We start from the raw sequence: 17,794 nt of genomic DNA, 5'->3' as shown, positions 1-17,794 counted from the left end.
TAAAATATAAACTATTGTTATTTTCTTGTTTGCTGTGTTTTCAAATGACAGCAAAAGCTTATTTTAAGGTGTATTTCTATGAGATTGTCCATGATTGTTGCTCAGGCACAAAACCGAGTGATTGGTAGGCAAAACAAGCTTCCTTGGTATTTGCCTGGTGACCTGAAATATTTTAAACAAGCAACCATGGGTAAGCCGGTCATTATGGGGCGTAAGACGTATGACTCGATTGGTAAGCCGCTACCGGGTCGATTGAATATAGTGATTACGCGTGATGATGCTTATCAGTTGGAAGGCGCAAAGGTAGTGCGCTCTCTGGATGAGGCTTTTGATTTGGCCGCTTGTCAGGCAGAAATTGATGGGGCTGAAGAGGCTATGGTTATTGGTGGGGAGCAAATATACGCTCAAGCTTTACCATTAATAGAGCGTCTTTATGTGACGCAAGTACATGCTGAAGTTGATGGTGATGCCTATTTTCCTGAGTTCTGTGTGGATGAGTGGCAAGAGCTGGGGCGGGAGGATTTTCAAGCCGAGGGGCCGAACCCATATGATTACAGTTTTGTTGTATACCAGCGGGCTAGCTAGATGATTGATGACAGACTGCTAGCGATATTATCAAATGGCGAGTTTCATTCGGGGCAGGAACTCGGTGATGTACTGGGTGTGAGCCGCAGCGCTATCTGGAAGCAGATGAAAGAGCTTGAGCAGTTAGGAGTCGATGTGTATAGCATTCGAGGGCGTGGTTATCGCGTTCCGGGAGGCTTGGATCTGCTCTGTGAAAAAGAAATTGTTACGGGCTGCTCTGAGTATGCAAGTCGTCGCCTAACAACTATTTCTCTAGAGCGAGTTGTCGACTCTACAAATATGATGGCTATGCGAGAAGTGCATCAGCAAGGTGTGGTTTCTGGACGTTTGTATTTAGCTGAGTATCAGACAGGAGGTAAAGGTCGTAGAGGCCGAACGTGGGTGAGTCCATTTGCAAAAAACCTCTACTTCTCGCTGGTTTGGCGCTTTACTCAAGGCGCTGCCGCGCTAGAAGGTTTGAGTCTTGTTGTCGGTTTAGCGTTGGTTAAAGCATTGGGTTGTTTGGGTGTGAAGGAGGTGCGGGTAAAGTGGCCAAATGACCTGTTGGTCAACTCTAAAAAGCTTGCGGGCATATTGCTTGAGATGCATGGAGATGCATCGGGTGAGTGTCAGGTAGTGATTGGTGTGGGCGTTAATGTGGCTATGCCGGACCACGCGCAGGAGTCTATCGATCAGCCGTGGACTGATCTGCATAAGCTATGTGGTGGCGGTATATCGCGCAATACCTTGATGTCACAAGTACTCAATCATCTTGTGCCTGAACTAGAGCGTTTTAGTGAGCATGGCTTTTCAGTATTTAGGGATGAATGGCAGAAAATACACGCTTACCAAAATGAAACGATACGCTTGTTGCTGGGTAGTAAAGAGGTCGTGGGGGAGTGTTTGGGCGTCGATGAGCATGGCGCGCTTATCGTTGAGCATGCTGCAGGCGTCGAGCATTTTCATGCAGGTGAAATTAGCGTTAGGCCATACCATGCGTCTTGAAGTCGATATAGGAAATACATTATTAAAATGGCGAGTGATTGATGCAGGCAATGTTATAAAAAAAGGTTCTGTATTGACGCAAGAGTTTGCGCATGACTCGTTTGGCGATGTGGTAAATGATCGGGTCGACGAGGTATTTGTTGGCTCTGTTGCCGGGTTCGAATGTGATAAGCGGCTGCGTAAGGTGTGTAGGGCGTTATGGGAGGTTGAGCCCATCTTTGCTAAAACCAGCAGTCAGTGCGCCGGTGTTACCAACAGCTATGAAGACCCGTCTAAAATGGGGGTAGATCGTTGGTTAGCGATGATAGCGGCATATAAACGTGTGAATAAAGCTGTAATTGTTGTTGATTGCGGTAGTGCTGTTACCGTCGAGTATCTTTCTGATAAAGGTGAGCATCTAGGTGGGTATATTATCCCGGGTTTACGTTTGATGAGAGAGTCTTTGCTGAAAAACACTGCACAAGTTCGCTTTGAGAAGCAGCCGGCAGAAATAGTAACTCATCCTGGTGTAAGTACGGCTGAAGCAGTCTTGCAGGGAAGTGTCTATCTATTTAAAGCGCTTGCTTATGCTATTGAGGGTGATCTTGAAAAGGGTGCGGAGTTGTTTTTTACAGGAGGTGACGGTGCGTTGATGCAAGAGATGATACAGGTTGGGCGGTATGAGTCGGACCTTGTTATGGATGGTTTGGCCTGGGTTTGTCGATAATGCGTAAATGGCTGCTGGTTTTCTTGTTATTAGCGAATGTGGTTGCTTTTTATGGCTTTGTTATGACTGCTGAAAAACCAGTTAGCCAGCTAGATGTTGAGATTGAGCAGGCATTTACGCTTCGCTTGGTGAGCGAGGTGGCAGAAGGTAGTCTTGAGAAAAGGTCGGCGCATAAGCTGGCAGATATTAAGGCAGGCGAGATACTGGCTGAATGTGTCGTTTATGAGGGGTTTGTTAATCAGTCTGACGCTGATGCTGTTGCTGGTTTTATGGTTGAGCAAGGGCTCTTGCCTACTATTATTGTGGGGCCTTCTGAGGGTGAAAAATTTCAGCTTGTTCTTAGTTTGCCAAAGACGATGCGCGAGAAGCTTTTGTTGGTTGCGCCGTTACGTGAAAGCGGAGTTTTAGTTACGCCAAGCCGAGATTTTGTTGCTTCTGAATTTGTCATTGCTGAATTTCAGACGCAAGCAGGAGCGCAGGATAAAATGAATAGTTTGTTGATGCTTGCAGAAAGGCTTGGAATAAAACACCAGCTTGCGGTGAAAAAGCGCTATTCAGTCCAGTTGTCAGTAGATGTTGATCGTATTTTGATCAATAAAATCAATGATGTACTGCAGAAAAAATATAAATCGTTAAAAATACTAAAAAAACCTTGTTAAGGGGTTGCAAGGGTGGGGTGTCGTCAGTAACATATGCGCCACTTCGTTAAGCCGGTATAGCTCAGCTGGTAGAGCAACTGACTTGTAATCAGTAGGTCCCGAGTTCGACTCTTGGTGCCGGCACCAACGAAGATGGTAAGGTGGGGTTCCCGAGTGGCTAAAGGGATCAGACTGTAAATCTGACGCGCAAGCTTCGGTGGTTCGAATCCACCCCCCATCACCATAAATGCTCCGATCAGCGGGTATGGTATAGTGGCTATTACCTCAGCCTTCCAAGCTGAAGAGGTGGGTTCGATTCCCACTACCCGCTCCAGAGCTAATGGCTTGCTCATGTAGCTCAGGGGTAGAGCACACCCTTGGTAAGGGTGAGGTCGGCGGTTCAAATCCGCCCATGAGCTCCAAAAAAATTCGATAAGGGTAGATATAGAGATATGTCTGCCCTTTGTTGTATCTGTGAACTTGCGGTCAGAAAGTGGCCGGTTAGGGGATAATAACGATGGCTAAACAAGCATTTGAGCGAAATCTGCCGCATGTCAACGTAGGTACAATTGGCCACGTTGACCATGGCAAAACAACACTAACTGCAGCACTAACGCGCGTATGTGCGGAAGTATTTGGCGGTGAAGCCGTAGCGTTTGACGGTATCGATAACGCTCCAGAAGAGCGTGAGCGTGGTATTACCATCTCTACATCGCACGTAGAATACGAATCAACGATTCGTCACTATGCGCACGTTGACTGCCCAGGACACGCGGATTATGTGAAAAACATGATTACCGGTGCTGCTCAGATGGATGGCGCTATTTTGGTATGTGGCGCAACTGATGGTCCTATGCCTCAGACGCGTGAGCACATCTTGCTTTCTCGTCAGGTAGGTGTTCCATACATCGTTGTTTTCCTGAACAAAGCAGACTTGCTGGCTGAAGACTGTGGTGGTGTTGATTCTGAAGAATACGCTGAAATGCGTGAGCTTGTAGAAATGGAATTGCGTGAGTTGCTAGATGCTTACGACTTCCCGGGTGATGACACTCCAATCATCTGTGGTTCTGCGCTAATGGCGTTGAACGGCGAAGATGATAACGAGCTAGGTACAACAGCTGTTAAGCAGCTAGTTGAAGCATTGGATTCTTATATCCCGGATCCAGTACGTGCTATCGATCAGCCGTTCCTGCTTCCAATTGAAGATGTATTCTCAATCTCAGGTCGCGGTACAGTGGTTACTGGTCGTGTAGAGCGCGGAATCGTTAAAGTTGGTGAGGCTATCGAGATCGTTGGTATTCGCGAAACAACTACAACAACCTGTACAGGTGTTGAGATGTTCCGTAAATTGCTTGATGAAGGTCGTGCAGGCGAAAACTGTGGTGTTCTATTGCGTGGTACTAAGCGCGATGACGTACAGCGTGGTCAGGTTTTGGCTAAGCCAGGATCAATCAACCCGCACACTAACTTTGAAGGTGAAGTGTACGTATTGAGCAAAGATGAAGGTGGTCGTCATACACCATTCTTCAAAGGCTACCGTCCACAGTTCTACTTCCGTACAACGGATGTGACTGGTAACTGTGAGCTGCCTGAAGGCGTTGAGATGGTGATGCCGGGTGACAACGTTAAGATGGTTGTTACTCTGATTGCACCAATCGCAATGGACGAAGGTCTGCGTTTTGCGATCCGTGAAGGCGGGCGTACAGTAGGTGCTGGTGTAGTATCTAAAATTATCGAATAATATCGATAAAAGGTATTGCCAAATAGCAGGGGGGTGCATATAATGTGCGTCCCTGTTTTTAAAGGTCAGTGGCTCAATTGGCAGAGCAGCGGTCTCCAAAACCGCAGGTTGTGGGTTCGAGTCCCTCCTGACCTGCCATTCTCAGTCGAGAGTGGTATCAAAGCGCAAGCTTTATTCGAAGCCGAGGCTAACAAGCGTGAATTCAAAAGTTGCATCTGAAGGATCTAAGTTCGACACCTTGAAGTGGTTGGTTGTTGTGCTGCTTGTTGCGGCGGGTGTTGTTGGTAACTCAATGTATGCAGAACAGTCCTTGTTATATCGAGTCATTGCCTTGTTGGTGTTGGGCTTGGTTGCTGGGTTTGTTGCGCTGCAGACAGAGAAAGGTCGTGCGTTTTTCACTCTGTTTAAAGAGGCGAAGAACGAAGTGCGTAAGGTTGTTTGGCCTACGCGCCAAGAAACACTGCAGACGACAGCGATGGTTGTGGTTGTGGTGTTGTTGATTGGTTTGATGCTATGGGGGCTTGACTCGTTATTGGGTTGGATTGTCTCTAGTATAATAGGTTAGGAGAAAGGGCATGGCTAAAAATTGGTATGTTGTTCATGCTCACTCTAACTATGAGAAGCGTGTAAAAACATTGTTAGAAGAGCGTATTACTCTTGCTGGCTTAGAGGATATGTTTGGTGACATCCTGGTTCCAACAGAAGAAGTTGTTGAAATAAAGGATGGGAAAAAGCGCAAGTCTGAGCGTAAGTTCTACCCTGGTTATGTGTTGGTGCAGATGGAGATGACTGATGAGACTTGGCATCTTGTTAAGCATACTGCGCGTGTTTTAGGTTTTATTGGCGGTACTGCAGATAAGCCTGCTCCTATTACTCAGCGTGAAGCTGATGAGATTTTGTCTCGAGTGCAGAGCGGTGTTGATAAGCCTAAGCCTAAAACTGTGTTTGAGCCAGGTGAGATGGTGCGTGTTTCGGACGGTCCTTTTGCTGACTTTAATGGCGTTGTCGAAGAGATCGATTATGAGAAGAATCGCATGAAAGTTGCGGTGCTTATATTTGGCCGTTCTACGCCGGTTGAGTTGGCGTTTGGGCAGGTCGAGAAAGTCTGATATAAAAAAATCTAAAAACTCTGCCTTTTATAAGGTGGAGTTTTTCTGTCTTTGTAAAACCGGGGAGCCGTTAGGCGTTAGACCCAAAGGAGATTGTTGAAAATGGCCAAGAAAATACAGGCTTATATTAAGTTGCAGATTAAAGCAGCTCAAGCTAATCCAAGTCCGCCAGTAGGTCCGGCTCTGGGTCAGCACGGCGTAAACATCATGGAGTTCTGTAAAGCATTCAATGCTGAAACGCAGAGCTTGGAGCCAGGCTTGCCGACTCCTGTTGTGATTACAGTTTACAGTGACCGTAGCTTTACCTTTATTACAAAAACTCCGCCAGCTTCAGTTTTGTTGTTGAAAGCAGCAGGCTTGAAAAGCGGTTCTGGTCGTCCAAACACTGTAAAAGTTGGTTCGGTGACACAGGCTCAGTTGGAAGAGATCGCAACAATCAAAATGCCAGATCTGAATGCTTCTGATTTAGAAACGGCTGTTAATACTATCGCTGGTAGTGCTCGCAGCATGGGTCTTGTAGTGGAGGGTCAGGAATAATGGCTAAACTAACTAAGCGTCAGAAAGCTATCCGTGAAGTAGTAACTGCGGGAAAAGCATATTCAATCAATGAAGCGGTAGAGTTGTTGGCTAAAGTTTCTACAGTTGGCTTTAAAGAGTCAATTGATGTTTCTGTTAACTTGGGTGTTGATCCTCGTAAATCGGATCAGGTTGTACGTGGTTCTACTGTATTGCCAAATGGTACAGGTAAAGAAGTGCGTGTTGCTGTTTTTGCTCAGGGTGAAAATGCTGTTAAAGCACAAGAAGCTGGCGCAGATGTTGTTGGTTTTGATGACCTAGCGGCTTCTATGAAAGCTGGTGACCTTGATTATGGTGTTGTTATCGCAACTCCAGACGCTATGCGTGTTGTTGGTCAGTTGGGTCAGATCTTGGGTCCACGTGGTTTGATGCCTAACCCGAAAGTTGGCACTGTGACTCCAGATGTTGTAACTGCTGTTAAAAATGCAAAAGCTGGTCAGGTTCGTTTCCGTACAGATAAAAACGGAATTATCCATGCAGGTGTGGGTAAAATTGAATTTGATGCAGATGCAATTAAAGGCAATGTAGCGGCTTTGGTTGCTGATCTTAAGAAACTTAAGCCAGCAGCATCAAAAGGTATCTACATTAAGAAAATCGTTCTGTCCTCTACTATGGGGCCAGGCATCTTGGTTGATCAAGCTTCTTTAGCTTAATCAGGCAATAGGTTTTTTGAGGGTCTTCGCGACCTGTTAGACAGAGACGAAGGCCGTCAAAGACCGCAGGTGATGCGTCTTTGGCGTATCTTAATGGGTGGCCAGCCTGCGCAGACGGTGAATACCACCGTGCTCGCAACTCTACTTAGGTAGATTGATGGTAAACAGTCGTAAGACTATTAATCCAGGAGTTAATTGTGGCATTAGGACTAGAAGACAAAAAAGCGATCGTCGCTGAAGTCCAGGAAGCTGCTCAAAACGCACTATCTGCAGTAGTGGCTGATTCTCGCGGTGTTACCGTTGGGGATATGACAGCGCTACGTAAAGAAGCGCGTGAAAATGGCGTGTGGTTGCGTGTAGTGCGTAACACATTGGCACGTCGTGCAGTAACTGGTACAGCGTATGAGTGTTTGTCTGAATCTTTCACAGGCCCAACGATTATCGCTTTTTCTACAGATCACCCGGGTGCGGGTGCGCGTATTCTTAAAGAATTCGCTAAGAAGAACGATAAGCTTGAGCTTAAATCAGCAGCATTTGAAGGCGAAGTAGTAGATGTAGCGTTATTGGCAAGCTTGCCAACCTACAACGAAGCGCTTGCAAAACTGATGAGCTGTATGAAAGAAGCAGCAGCAGGCAAGTTGGTACGTGTTATCGACGCTGTTCGCGATCAGAAAGAGCAAGAAGCAGCGTAATTTTTTTGCTGTTTCATAACGATTTAAACGAGCTTAGGCTCCATATTTTAGGAAAAAGTCATGTCTCTGACTAAAGAAGATATCATTAACGCTATCGCTGAAATGTCTGTAATGGATGTTGTTGAACTAGTTTCAGCAATGGAAGAAAAATTCGGCGTATCTGCTGCTGCTGCTGTAGTTGCTGGTCCTGCTGGTGACGCTGCAGCTGCTGTTGAGCAGACTGAATTCGACGTTATCCTGACTTCTGCTGGCGATAAGAAAGTTAACGTAATCAAGGCTGTTCGTGCTGCTACAGGTCTTGGCCTGAAAGAAGCTAAAGGTCTTGTTGATGGCGCTCCTTCTGCTATTAAAGAAGGCGCTAGCAAAGATGAAGCTGAAGAGCTTAAGAAAGTGTTGGAAGAAGCAGGCGCTTCTGCAGAGCTTAAGTAATCTGGCTTATGCTTTACAAGCAGCCTGAGACTGCTTGAAACACCTATGGCTGGTGGCAAATTGCCACCGGCCTTTTTCCGTTATTTGTAGACAGCAAATAAATAGCGGCTCCGCGGGCCAGAAATTCTCGTTCTGGGCTGCTTCTCAACTTGGTGCACATGCTGGGGAACACTGATGGCTTATTCGTATACTGAAAAGAAACGCATCCGGAAAGATTTCAGCAAATTGCTGCAAGTCATGGATGTACCTTACCTGCTGGCGATCCAGCTAGACTCTTATCGCAAATTCCTACAGGAAGGTGCGGATGCCGGAGATCGTAAAGAGGAAGGTCTACACGCGGCATTTAAATCTGTATTTCCTATCGTCTCTTATTCCGGAAATGCTGCCTTGGAATATGTAGGCTATCGCCTAGGTGAGCCTGTTTTTGACGTCAAAGAATGTCAACAGCGTGGCATTACATACGCTGCGCCACTGCGCGTTAAAGTGCGGTTGGTTATTTATGATCGTGAATCATCAAATAAAGCAGTAAAAGATATCCGCGAACAAGAAGTCTACATGGGCGAAATGCCTTTGATGACGGACAATGGAACATTTGTAGTAAATGGAACTGAGCGTGTTATCGTTTCTCAGCTTCATCGCTCACCTGGTGTGTTCTTTGATCATGATAAAGGTAAAACACACTCATCTGGTAAGCTGCTATATTCTGCGCGTATTATTCCTTACCGTGGATCTTGGTTAGATTTCGAGTTTGACCCTAAAGATGCGCTGTTTGTTCGTATTGACCGTCGTCGTAAATTGCCTGCAACTGTACTGTTGCGCGCTCTGGGTTATGATACGCATGAAATTCTTGATATCTTCTTTGAGAATACATCATGGGAGCTTTCTGCAGATAAAGTACAGATGGGTCTTATTCCTGACCGTTTGCGTGGTGAAACCATGTCATTCGAGATCAAGAATAACGAAGGCGATGTGATTGTTGAAGCTGGTCGTCGTATTACGCCGCGCCATATCAAGAAAATGGCTGATATGCCTCAGCTAGAAGTGCCTCTTGAGTATCTGATTGGTAAATCGATCGCTAGAGATGTTGTTGACCCTGCAACGGGTGAACTGGTTTGTCCATGTAATACATTAGTAACGGATGAATTGGTAGCGACGCTTGTTGCAGCAAATGTGACCGAGATCGAGACGCTTTATACAAACGAGCTGGATTGTGGTCCGTTTATCTCAGATACATTGCGTAACGATCCTACGCGTAGCCAGTTAGAAGCATTGGTAGAAATTTACCGTATGATGCGCCCTGGTGAGCCACCAACAAAAGAATCTGCTGAAACATTGTTTGGTAACTTGTTCTTCGCTGAAGAACGTTATGACATGTCAGCTGTTGGTCGTATGAAGTTTAATCGTCGTCTAGGGCGTGATGCAGAAACTGGATCCGGCGTATTAGATAAAGAAGACATCTTAGATGTAATGAAAACCCTGATTGATATACGCAATGGTAAAGGCATTGTTGATGATATCGATCACTTGGGTAACCGTCGCATTCGTTCTGTTGGTGAAATGGCAGAAAACCAATTCCGCGTTGGTTTGGTGCGTGTTGAGCGTGCCGTTCGTGACCGTCTAAGTATGGCTGAAGCTGATAACCTGATGCCTCAGGATTTGATCAATGCTAAGCCTGTTGCCGCTGCGGTTAAAGAGTTCTTTGGCTCTTCTCAGTTGTCGCAGTTTATGGATCAGAACAACCCGCTATCGGAAGTAACGCATAAGCGTCGTATTTCTGCATTAGGCCCGGGTGGTTTGACTCGTGAGCGTGCTGGTTTTGAGGTTCGAGATGTACATCCGACTCACTATGGTCGTGTATGCCCAATCGAGACACCTGAGGGACCAAACATTGGTCTGATCAACTCATTGGCAACATTCGCTCGTACCAATGACTATGGTTTTCTTGAAACACCATACCGTAAAGTGACTGATGGTGTTGTTGCTGACGATATCGAGTACTTATCGGCAATTGAAGAGAACAACTTTGTTATCGCTCAGGCCTCTGCATCTATGGATGAAGAGAAGCGTTTGCTTGATGATATGGTTACGGTTAGGCATCTGAATGAAACAACAGTAATGGCACCTGCAAAGGTCGATTACATGGATGTTTCTCCGCGCCAGGTAGTTTCTATTGCGGCTTCGCTTATACCGTTCCTAGAGCATGATGATGCTAACCGAGCGTTGATGGGTTCTAACATGCAGCGTCAGGCTGTTCCTACATTGCGTGCTGATAAGCCGCTCGTAGGTACAGGTATGGAGCGTTATGTTGCTCGTGACTCTGGTGTATGTGTTACCGCTGAGCGTGGTGGTGTTATTGAATCTGTTGATGCGGCACGTATTGTGGTTCGTGTAGGTGATGCAGAAGTAACAGCTGGTGATGCTGGTGTAGATATTTATAGCCTTACTAAATACACGCGTTCTAACCAAAATACTTGTATTAACCAGCGTTCAATTGTTCGCCCGGGTGAAACAGTTAAACGTGGCGATATCATGGCCGACGGTCCTTCTGTTGACATGGGTGAGCTGGCGCTTGGTCAGAATATGCGCATCGCATTTATGCCTTGGAATGGTTATAACTTTGAGGATTCTATTCTTATCTCAGAGCGTGTAGTGGAAGAAGATCGTTTCACCACTATTCACATTTCAGAGCTTACCTGTGTTGCGCGTGACACTAAGTTAGGATCTGAAGAGATTACTTCAGATATTCCAAACGTAGGTGAGTCTGCGCTAGCGAAGTTAGATGAATCAGGTATTGTCCATATCGGTGCTGAAGTTGGTCCTGGTGACATCCTAGTGGGTAAGGTAACACCTAAGGGTGAAACTCAGCTTACGCCTGAAGAAAAGCTACTACGTGCAATCTTTGGTGAGAAAGCTTCCGACGTTAAAGATACTTCTTTGCGAGTGAAAGGCGGTACGACTGGTAAAGTTATCGATGTTCAAGTCTTTACACGTGATGGTGTAGCGAAGGACGAGCGTGCTTTAGCGATTGAAAAAGCAGAGATGGACGCTATTCGTAAAGATCTTAACGATGAATACCGTATCGTTGAGCAGGCTACTTTTGAGCGTTTGGCTAAGGTCTTGGTCGGTAAACAGGCTGATGGTGGTGCTGGTCTTGTTAAAGGTGCTGAAATTACAGAAGCATTTTTAGCTGATCTGAAGAAAGAAGAGTGGTTTAAAATCCGTCTTTCTGATGAGGCCGTGTCTGAGCAGCTAGAGCAAGCAAAAGCGCAGCTAGAAGAGCGTCGTGAAGAGCTAGATAAAAAATTCGAAAGCAAAAAGAACAAGCTTCAGGCTGGTGACGATTTAGCGCCAGGCGTATTGAAGATTGTTAAAGTGTATGTGGCTACTAAGCGCCGCGTACAGCCAGGCGATAAGATGGCCGGTCGTCACGGTAACAAGGGTGTTATCTCGGTTATTATGCCGGTAGAAGATATGCCTTATGATGCCAACGGCGAGCCAGTTGATATCGTTCTGAACCCGCTAGGTGTACCTTCGCGAATGAACGTTGGTCAGGTTCTTGAGACGCACATGGGTGCGGCTGCTAAAGGCTTGGGGCGTCGTATCAACGAGATGTTAGAAGTTGAGCGCGAAAAAGCTGAAGCAGTTAAAGAAATTCGTGAATTCCTGCATCGCATTTATAACAGCGAGCTAGATGGCTGGAATAATGCCCGTCATGAAGATCTTGACAGCTTCTCTGATGAAGAAATTATCGATCTGGCCCGTAACTTGCGTGGTGGTGTGCCATTGGCAACACCTGCATTTGATGGTGCGAAAGAAGCAGAAGTTAAAGAGCTCCTTCGTATGGCTGGCATGAACGATACAGGTCAGGTTACGTTATTTGATGGTCGTTCAGGTGATGAGTTTGAGCGTCAAGTGACTGTTGGTTACATGTACATGTTGAAGCTTAACCATTTGGTTGATGACAAGATGCATGCACGTTCTACTGGTTCTTACAGCCTTGTTACTCAGCAACCGCTGGGTGGTAAAGCGCAGTTCGGTGGTCAGCGCTTCGGTGAGATGGAAGTGTGGGCACTGGAGGCGTACGGCGCAGCATATACTCTTCAAGAGATGCTGACTGTTAAGTCGGATGACGTGAATGGACGTACGAAGATGTATAAAAACATCGTCGACGGAAACCACAAAATGGAGCCAGGAATGCCTGAATCGTTCAATGTATTGATTAAAGAGATTCGCTCTCTTGGTATCGATATTGAGCTAGAGAACGACTAGGTATTACCGAATCACCCGGGTAGGCGCGCTGTGCCTGCCCAATAACTCCGCGAGGAGCCGTAGACAATGAAAGATCTGCTGAATCTACTGAAGTCACAAAGCCAGGCTGATGAATTTGACTCGATCAAAATCTCGCTTGCATCACCGGAAATGATCCGCTCGTGGTCATTCGGTGAAGTTAAAAAACCTGAAACGATTAACTATCGTACTTTCAAGCCTGAGCGTGATGGCTTGTTCTGTGCGAAAATCTTTGGCCCAGTCAAGGATTATGAGTGCTTGTGCGGTAAGTATAAGCGCATGAAACACCGCGGTGTTATTTGTGAGAAGTGTGGCGTTGAAGTCACGCTAACCAAAGTGCGTCGTGACCGCATGGGGCATATTGAATTAGCGAGCCCTGTTGCACATATTTGGTTCTTGAAATCATTGCCGTCACGTATCGGTTTGATGCTTGATATTACGCTGCGTGACATCGAACGAATTCTATATTTTGAATCGTTTGTTGTTGTTGAGCCTGGTATGACTACGCTTGAGCGTGGCCAGCTGATGAACGATGAGCAGTACTTTGAAGCACTTGAAGAGTTCGGTGACGAATTCGATGCTCGTATGGGTGCTGAAGCAGTTCAGATGTTGATGGCTTCAATTGATTTGGAAGAAGAGATTCAAATGCTGCGTGAAGAAATTCCGCAAACAAACTCTGAAACCAAAATTAAGAAGCTTTCTAAGCGTCTTAAGCTGTGCGAATCATTCTATAAATCTGGTAACAAACCAGAGTGGATGGTGCTGTCAATCTTGCCAGTATTGCCACCAGATCTGCGTCCATTAGTACCTTTGGATGGTGGTCGTTTTGCTACTTCTGACCTAAATGATCTGTATCGTCGTGTTATTAACCGTAATAACCGTTTGAAACGTCTATTAGATCTGAACGCACCTGACATTATTGTGCGCAACGAGAAACGTATGCTGCAGGAATCTGTAGATGCGCTATTAGATAACGGTCGTCGTGGTCGCGCTATTACCGGTTCTAACAAACGCCCACTAAAATCTTTGGCTGATATGATCAAAGGTAAGCAGGGTCGTTTCCGTCAGAACCTATTGGGTAAACGTGTAGATTACTCGGGTCGTTCGGTAATCGTTGTAGGTCCGTACCTGCGTTTGCATCAGTGTGGTCTTCCTAAGAAGATGGCGCTTGAGCTATTCAAGCCATTCATCTTTTCTAAGCTTGAATTGCGTGGCTATGCGACAACGATAAAAGCCGCTAAGAAGATGGTTGAGCGTGAAGAGCCATTAGTATGGGATATCTTGGATGAGGTAATCCGTGAGCATCCTATTCTTCTTAACCGTGCGCCAACACTTCACCGTTTGGGTATTCAAGCGTTTGAGCCTGTGTTGATCGAAGGTAAAGCGATTCAGTTACACCCATTGGTATGTGCTGCGTACAACGCTGACTTTGATGGTGACCAGATGGCGGTACACGTACCGTTGACTATTGAAGCGCAGCTTGAAGCGCGTGCTTTGATGATGTCTACCAACAACATCTTGTCACCAGCAAACGGCGAGCCAATCATCGTTCCTTCACAGGACGTTGTATTGGGTCTGTATTGGATGACACGTTCGCGCATCAACGCTAAAGGCGAAGGTATGGCCTTTGCTGATATCGAAGAGATCGAACGTGCTTACGGTGCTAAACAGCTAGACTTGCAGGCGCGGATTAAAGTACGCATCAGTGAAGTGATTCGTGATATCGAAGGTAATGTTACTGAAATCACTGAAATGAAAGAGACAACGGCGGGTCGTGCCATGCTGTTCTCTATCGTTCCTGATGGTCTTCCGTATGAGCTTGTTAACCAGGCGATGAAGAAAAAAGCGATTTCACGCTTGTTGAATGAAGCGTATCGTCGTTGCGGTCTAAAAGATACGGTGATTTTCGCTGACCAGCTAATGTATATGGGCTTCCGTCAAGCAACCGTTTCAGGCTCATCAATTGGTGTTAACGATTTCGTTATTCCTGATGAAAAACCAACAATCGTTGGTGAAGCTGATGCTGAAGTAAAAGAGATCGAGCGTCAGTTTGCTGATGGTTTGGTAACGCAAGGCGAGAAATATAACAAGGTTATTGATATCTGGTCGCGTGCTAACGATTTGTTGGCTAAGCGTATGATGGAAAACCTAAAAATTGAAAAAGTAATTGATCGTGAAGGCGATGAAGTCGATCAAGAGTCTTTCAACTCTGTTTATATGATGGCTGACTCAGGTGCCCGTGGTAGTGCGGCACAGATTCGACAGCTAGCGGGTATGCGTGGTCTGATGGCCAAGCCGGATGGTTCGATCATCGAAACGCCGATCGTTGCTAACTTCCGTGAAGGCTTGAACGTACTTCAGTACTTCATCTCTACTCATGGTGCTCGTAAAGGTTTGGCAGATACGGCTCTGAAAACGGCTAACTCTGGTTACCTGACGCGTCGTTTGGTTGATGTTGCGCAGGATCTGGTTATTACTGAGACAGATTGCGGCACTGAAAATGGTCTTGTAATCCAGCCAATGATCGAAGGCGGCGATGTTGTTGTAGCGTTAGGGCATCGTATCCTAGGTCGTGTGGTTGCACGTGATGTACTTGATCCAGCGGGTGTGGATGTACTTATTCCTGCAGGAACATTGATTGATGAGGCGTGGGTTCATCGTTTAGAAAATGATGAAGCATTCTCATCTATCGACGAAATCGTGGTTCGTTCGGCAATTACTTGTGATACGCGTTTCGGTATTTGTGCTGCGTGTTACGGTCGTGATCTAGGTCGTGGGCATGGTGTAAATGCGGGTGAGGCTGTCGGTGTTATCGCTGCACAGTCGATTGGTGAGCCGGGTACTCAGCTTACTATGCGTACGTTCCATATCGGTGGGGCGGCTTCTAGGGCTGCTGCAGTGGATAGTGTTGAAGTTAAGAAAGGCGGTGAGATTCGCCTTCATAACCTTAAGCATGTAGAAACACCTGCAGGTCACTTGGTTGCTGTATCGCGTTCTGGTGAGTTGGGTGTAACTGATGAGCATGGTCGTGAGCGTGAGCGTTATAAGCTTCCTTACGGTGCTGTCATCAAGGTTCAAGATGGCGCTGAGGTTAACCCTGGCGATATCGTTGCAAACTGGGATCCGCATACGCATCCAATTATTACCGAAGTTGCTGGTACAGTAATTTACGTTGGTATGGAAGACGGTATTACGGTTAAGCAAACGACTGATGATCTGACAGGTCTATCTACTACTGAAGTGCTGGATGGTAAAGATCGCCCGGCAGCCGGTAAAGACATTCGTCCAATGATTAAATTGGTAGATGAAAAAGGCGTTGATATTTGTCATCCTGGTACTGATCAGCTGGTGCAGTACTTATTGCCTGCTAAAGCCATCGTTAACATGGCTAGCGGCAGTAAAGTGTCGGTAGGTGAGGCGTTAGCACGTATTCCGCAGGAAGGTTCTGTAAACAAAGATATTACCGGTGGTCTGCCACGTGTAGCTGACTTGTTTGAAGCGCGTAAGCCGAAAGAATCCTCAATATTGGCTGAGATTTCAGGTGTTATCTCGTTTGGTAAAGAGACCAAAGGCAAGAAGCGCCTGGTTATCACACCAAATGACGCTGAACCGTTTGAGTTAATGATTCAGAAATGGCGTAACCTCAACGTATTTGAAGGTGAATATGTTGAAAAGGGTGAGGTTATTTCTGATGGTCCAACTAATCCGCATGATATCTTGCGTATCTTGGGTGTTGAGGCGTTAGCTGAGTTTGTTGTTAATGAAATCCAAGACGTTTACCGTCTTCAGGGTGTAGGCATTAACGACAAGCATATCGAAGTTATTTGTCGTCAGATGTTACGTAAAGTTGAAATCGTTACTTCTGGTGATTCTACCTTTATCCCTGGTGAGCAGGTTGAGTATGCTGCTGTCGTATCTGAAAATGCTGAGCTTGTAGAAGCAGATAAAATTCCTGCTAAGTTCGAACGTGTTTTGTTAGGTGTGACTAAAGCGTCTCTGGCAACAGAGTCCTTTATCTCGGCTGCATCCTTCCAGGAAACAACTCGCGTACTGACCGAAGGGGCAGTGAAGGGCAAGCAAGACTTCTTGCGCGGATTGAAAGAAAACGTTGTGGTTGGTCGTCTTATTCCTGCGGGAACGGGTCTGGCTTATCACAGTGAGCGCAAACGCAAAAAAGCGATTGCGGAAGGAACTGAGACAGTCAGTGCAGAAGAAGTGCAAGAAGCACTAGCGGCTGCATTGAATGCCTCGTTGTCAAATTCTGATTAATTTTTAATCAGACATTGACTTTACGGGTCGGAATTGATTAAAATTCCGGCCCCCTAGTGACCGGATTAATAATAATCCGGTTTTTTGGTGCTTTTAATTAAACGTGAAAACGTGGAGTTTGCTTTAATGGCAACAATTAACCAATTGGTTCGCAAACCACGTAAGCGCAAAGTACAAAAAAGTGACGTACCGGCTCTGCAGGCTTGCCCTCAGCGTCGTGGCGTATGTACACGTGTTTACACTACAACTCCGAAGAAGCCAAACTCGGCCCTTCGTAAAGTTTGCCGTGTTCGTTTAACAAACGGCTTCGAAGTGACTTCCTACATTGGTGGTGAAGGTCATAACCTGCAAGAACATAGTGTTGTTTTGATCCGTGGCGGTCGTGTTAAAGATTTGCCTGGTGTTCGTTACCACACTGTTCGTGGCGCATTGGATTGCTCAGGCGTTAACGATCGTAAGCAGGCTCGTTCGAAGTACGGTACTAAACGTCCTAAGTCTTAATCACCGTTTAACGGTGGAAGTTGATGCTAGTAAAATGTCTGGTGACAGATCCAATACTAAATTTGGCAAGACCGGACCCGGTAAGAGTAAGGTTGGATAGATACTTATCTATCTGAATTTCCTGAAGACCTTTTAAATATGAGGGCTTATCATGCCTAGAAGACGCGTCGCTGCAAAGCGCGAAATACTGCCGGATCCTAAGTTCGGCAACATTACATTGGCAAAATTTATTAACCATGTAATGGTCAGTGGTAAAAAATCTGTTGCAGAGCGTATTGTTTACGGTGCACTAGATAAAATCCAGGAACGTTCAAATAACGATCCTCTGGATATGTTTGTAAAAGCGTTAGATGCTATCCAGCCAGCGGTTGAAGTTAAGTCGCGTCGTGTTGGTGGTGCTACATACCAAGTGCCTTGTGAAGTACGTCCTTCGCGCCGTATGGCTTTATCTATGCGTTGGTTGGTTGATGCTTCACGTAAGCGTGGTGAGAAATCCATGGCTTTGCGCTTGGCTGGTGAAGTGCTAGATGCTGCTGATGGTCGTGGTGCTGCTGTTAAGAAACGTGAAGATGTGCATCGCATGGCTGAAGCTAACAAAGCTTTTGCTCACTATCGCTTCTAAAT

The 17,794-nt window shown here is 46.0% G+C and carries 15 protein-coding genes and 5 tRNA genes; all 20 read left to right on the top strand.

What is annotated here, in order from left to right; translation table 11 throughout:
- The first annotated feature begins 78 nt into the window (after positions 1–78).
- The 20 genes from NEJAP_RS17835 to rpsG all read left to right on the top strand — a co-directional run bounded on the left by NEJAP_RS17835 (position 79) and on the right by rpsG (position 17,792).
- Positions 79–585, top strand: a complete 507-nt coding sequence (locus NEJAP_RS17835; RefSeq protein ID WP_201348453.1) for a dihydrofolate reductase — start codon at positions 79–81, stop codon at positions 583–585.
- Positions 586–1,569 carry a bifunctional biotin--[acetyl-CoA-carboxylase] ligase/biotin operon repressor BirA gene (birA, locus tag NEJAP_RS17830; protein ID WP_201348452.1) on the top strand — a complete coding sequence of 328 codons (984 nt, stop codon included), beginning with the start codon at positions 586–588 and terminating at the stop codon, positions 1,567–1,569.
- Positions 1,529–2,275, top strand: coding sequence for a type III pantothenate kinase (locus NEJAP_RS17825; RefSeq protein WP_201348451.1), 747 nt, complete (start codon positions 1,529–1,531; stop codon positions 2,273–2,275). Before birA ends, NEJAP_RS17825 begins: the two co-directional genes overlap by 41 nt.
- Positions 2,275–2,934: a hypothetical protein gene (locus NEJAP_RS17820; protein ID WP_201348450.1), complete on the top strand. Its 660-nt coding sequence runs from the start codon at positions 2,275–2,277 to the stop codon at positions 2,932–2,934. Before NEJAP_RS17825 ends, NEJAP_RS17820 begins: the two co-directional genes overlap by 1 nt.
- Positions 2,935–2,984: 50 nt before the next feature.
- Positions 2,985–3,060: transfer RNA gene (locus tag NEJAP_RS17815), tRNA-Thr, on the top strand.
- 13 nt (positions 3,061–3,073) lie between these two features.
- A tRNA-Tyr gene (locus NEJAP_RS17810) sits at positions 3,074–3,157 on the top strand.
- A gap of 15 nt (positions 3,158–3,172) precedes the next feature.
- A tRNA-Gly gene (locus tag NEJAP_RS17805) sits at positions 3,173–3,247 on the top strand.
- Positions 3,248–3,260: 13 nt separating this feature from the next.
- Positions 3,261–3,335 (top strand) — tRNA-Thr (locus NEJAP_RS17800).
- A gap of 95 nt (positions 3,336–3,430) precedes the next feature.
- A complete protein-coding gene (gene tuf / locus NEJAP_RS17795) occupies positions 3,431–4,654 on the top strand; it encodes an elongation factor Tu (RefSeq protein ID WP_201348449.1) in 1,224 nt (407 codons plus the stop codon).
- A 62-nt stretch (positions 4,655–4,716) separates the two neighbouring features.
- Positions 4,717–4,792 (top strand) — tRNA-Trp (locus tag NEJAP_RS17790).
- A gap of 58 nt (positions 4,793–4,850) precedes the next feature.
- The gene (secE, locus tag NEJAP_RS17785; protein ID WP_201348448.1) at positions 4,851–5,219 is read left to right on the top strand and encodes a preprotein translocase subunit SecE; all 369 of its coding nucleotides are present in this window, start codon (positions 4,851–4,853) and stop codon (positions 5,217–5,219) included.
- 10 nt (positions 5,220–5,229) lie between these two features.
- Positions 5,230–5,763, top strand: a complete 534-nt coding sequence (gene nusG, locus NEJAP_RS17780) for a transcription termination/antitermination protein NusG (RefSeq protein ID WP_201348447.1) — start codon at positions 5,230–5,232, stop codon at positions 5,761–5,763.
- 102 nt (positions 5,764–5,865) lie between these two features.
- The gene (rplK, locus tag NEJAP_RS17775; RefSeq protein ID WP_201348446.1) at positions 5,866–6,300 is read left to right on the top strand and encodes a 50S ribosomal protein L11; all 435 of its coding nucleotides are present in this window, start codon (positions 5,866–5,868) and stop codon (positions 6,298–6,300) included.
- Entirely contained in the window at positions 6,300–6,992 is a 693-nt protein-coding gene (gene rplA / locus NEJAP_RS17770) for a 50S ribosomal protein L1 (RefSeq protein ID WP_201348445.1), read from the top strand. Before rplK ends, rplA begins: the two co-directional genes overlap by 1 nt.
- Before the next feature lie 197 nt (positions 6,993–7,189).
- Positions 7,190–7,684 carry a 50S ribosomal protein L10 gene (rplJ, locus tag NEJAP_RS17765; RefSeq protein ID WP_201348444.1) on the top strand — a complete coding sequence of 165 codons (495 nt, stop codon included), beginning with the start codon at positions 7,190–7,192 and terminating at the stop codon, positions 7,682–7,684.
- 60 nt (positions 7,685–7,744) lie between these two features.
- A complete protein-coding gene (gene rplL, locus NEJAP_RS17760) occupies positions 7,745–8,113 on the top strand; it encodes a 50S ribosomal protein L7/L12 (protein WP_236590984.1) in 369 nt (122 codons plus the stop codon).
- Between the two features lie 174 nt (positions 8,114–8,287).
- Positions 8,288–12,382 (top strand): DNA-directed RNA polymerase subunit beta, encoded by a 4,095-nt coding sequence (rpoB, locus tag NEJAP_RS17755; protein ID WP_201348443.1) that lies wholly within the window; start codon positions 8,288–8,290, stop codon positions 12,380–12,382.
- Between the two features lie 66 nt (positions 12,383–12,448).
- Positions 12,449–16,669 carry a DNA-directed RNA polymerase subunit beta' gene (gene rpoC, locus NEJAP_RS17750; protein ID WP_201348442.1) on the top strand — a complete coding sequence of 1,407 codons (4,221 nt, stop codon included), beginning with the start codon at positions 12,449–12,451 and terminating at the stop codon, positions 16,667–16,669.
- Positions 16,670–16,795: 126 nt separating this feature from the next.
- Positions 16,796–17,170 carry a 30S ribosomal protein S12 gene (gene rpsL, locus NEJAP_RS17745; RefSeq protein ID WP_028470787.1) on the top strand — a complete coding sequence of 125 codons (375 nt, stop codon included), beginning with the start codon at positions 16,796–16,798 and terminating at the stop codon, positions 17,168–17,170.
- Between the two features lie 151 nt (positions 17,171–17,321).
- Complete coding sequence (rpsG, locus tag NEJAP_RS17740) at positions 17,322–17,792, top strand: 30S ribosomal protein S7 (RefSeq protein WP_028470788.1); 471 nt, start codon at positions 17,322–17,324, stop codon at positions 17,790–17,792.
- Positions 17,793–17,794 lie beyond the last annotated feature (2 nt).

Origin of the sequence: Neptunomonas japonica JAMM 1380 (assembly GCF_016592555.1) — a bacterium.
Lineage (GTDB): Bacteria > Pseudomonadota > Gammaproteobacteria > Pseudomonadales > Balneatricaceae > Neptunomonas > Neptunomonas japonica_A.
Note: the sequence above shows the minus strand (reverse complement) of the source record. Positions and strands in the feature narration are given on the sequence as shown.

Bases quoted from the DNA above. Each gene is read 5' to 3' on its own strand.
- birA (WP_201348452.1), top strand. From the start codon at position 586: ATGATTGATGACAGACTGCTAGCGATATTATCAAATGGCGAGTTTCAT.
- rpsL (WP_028470787.1), top strand. From the start codon at position 16,796: ATGGCAACAATTAACCAATTGGTTCGCAAACCACGTAAGCGCAAAGTA.
- nusG (WP_201348447.1), top strand. From the start codon at position 5,230: ATGGCTAAAAATTGGTATGTTGTTCATGCTCACTCTAACTATGAGAAG.
- rpoC (WP_201348442.1), top strand. From the start codon at position 12,449: ATGAAAGATCTGCTGAATCTACTGAAGTCACAAAGCCAGGCTGATGAA.
- rplL (WP_236590984.1), top strand. From the start codon at position 7,745: ATGTCTCTGACTAAAGAAGATATCATTAACGCTATCGCTGAAATGTCT.
- rplK (WP_201348446.1), top strand. From the start codon at position 5,866: ATGGCCAAGAAAATACAGGCTTATATTAAGTTGCAGATTAAAGCAGCT.
- rpsG (WP_028470788.1), top strand. From the start codon at position 17,322: ATGCCTAGAAGACGCGTCGCTGCAAAGCGCGAAATACTGCCGGATCCT.
- rplA (WP_201348445.1), top strand. From the start codon at position 6,300: ATGGCTAAACTAACTAAGCGTCAGAAAGCTATCCGTGAAGTAGTAACT.
- NEJAP_RS17820 (WP_201348450.1), top strand. From the start codon at position 2,275: ATGCGTAAATGGCTGCTGGTTTTCTTGTTATTAGCGAATGTGGTTGCT.
- rpoB (WP_201348443.1), top strand. From the start codon at position 8,288: ATGGCTTATTCGTATACTGAAAAGAAACGCATCCGGAAAGATTTCAGC.
- NEJAP_RS17825 (WP_201348451.1), top strand. From the start codon at position 1,529: ATGCAGGTGAAATTAGCGTTAGGCCATACCATGCGTCTTGAAGTCGAT.
- NEJAP_RS17835 (WP_201348453.1), top strand. From the start codon at position 79: ATGAGATTGTCCATGATTGTTGCTCAGGCACAAAACCGAGTGATTGGT.
- tuf (WP_201348449.1), top strand. From the start codon at position 3,431: ATGGCTAAACAAGCATTTGAGCGAAATCTGCCGCATGTCAACGTAGGT.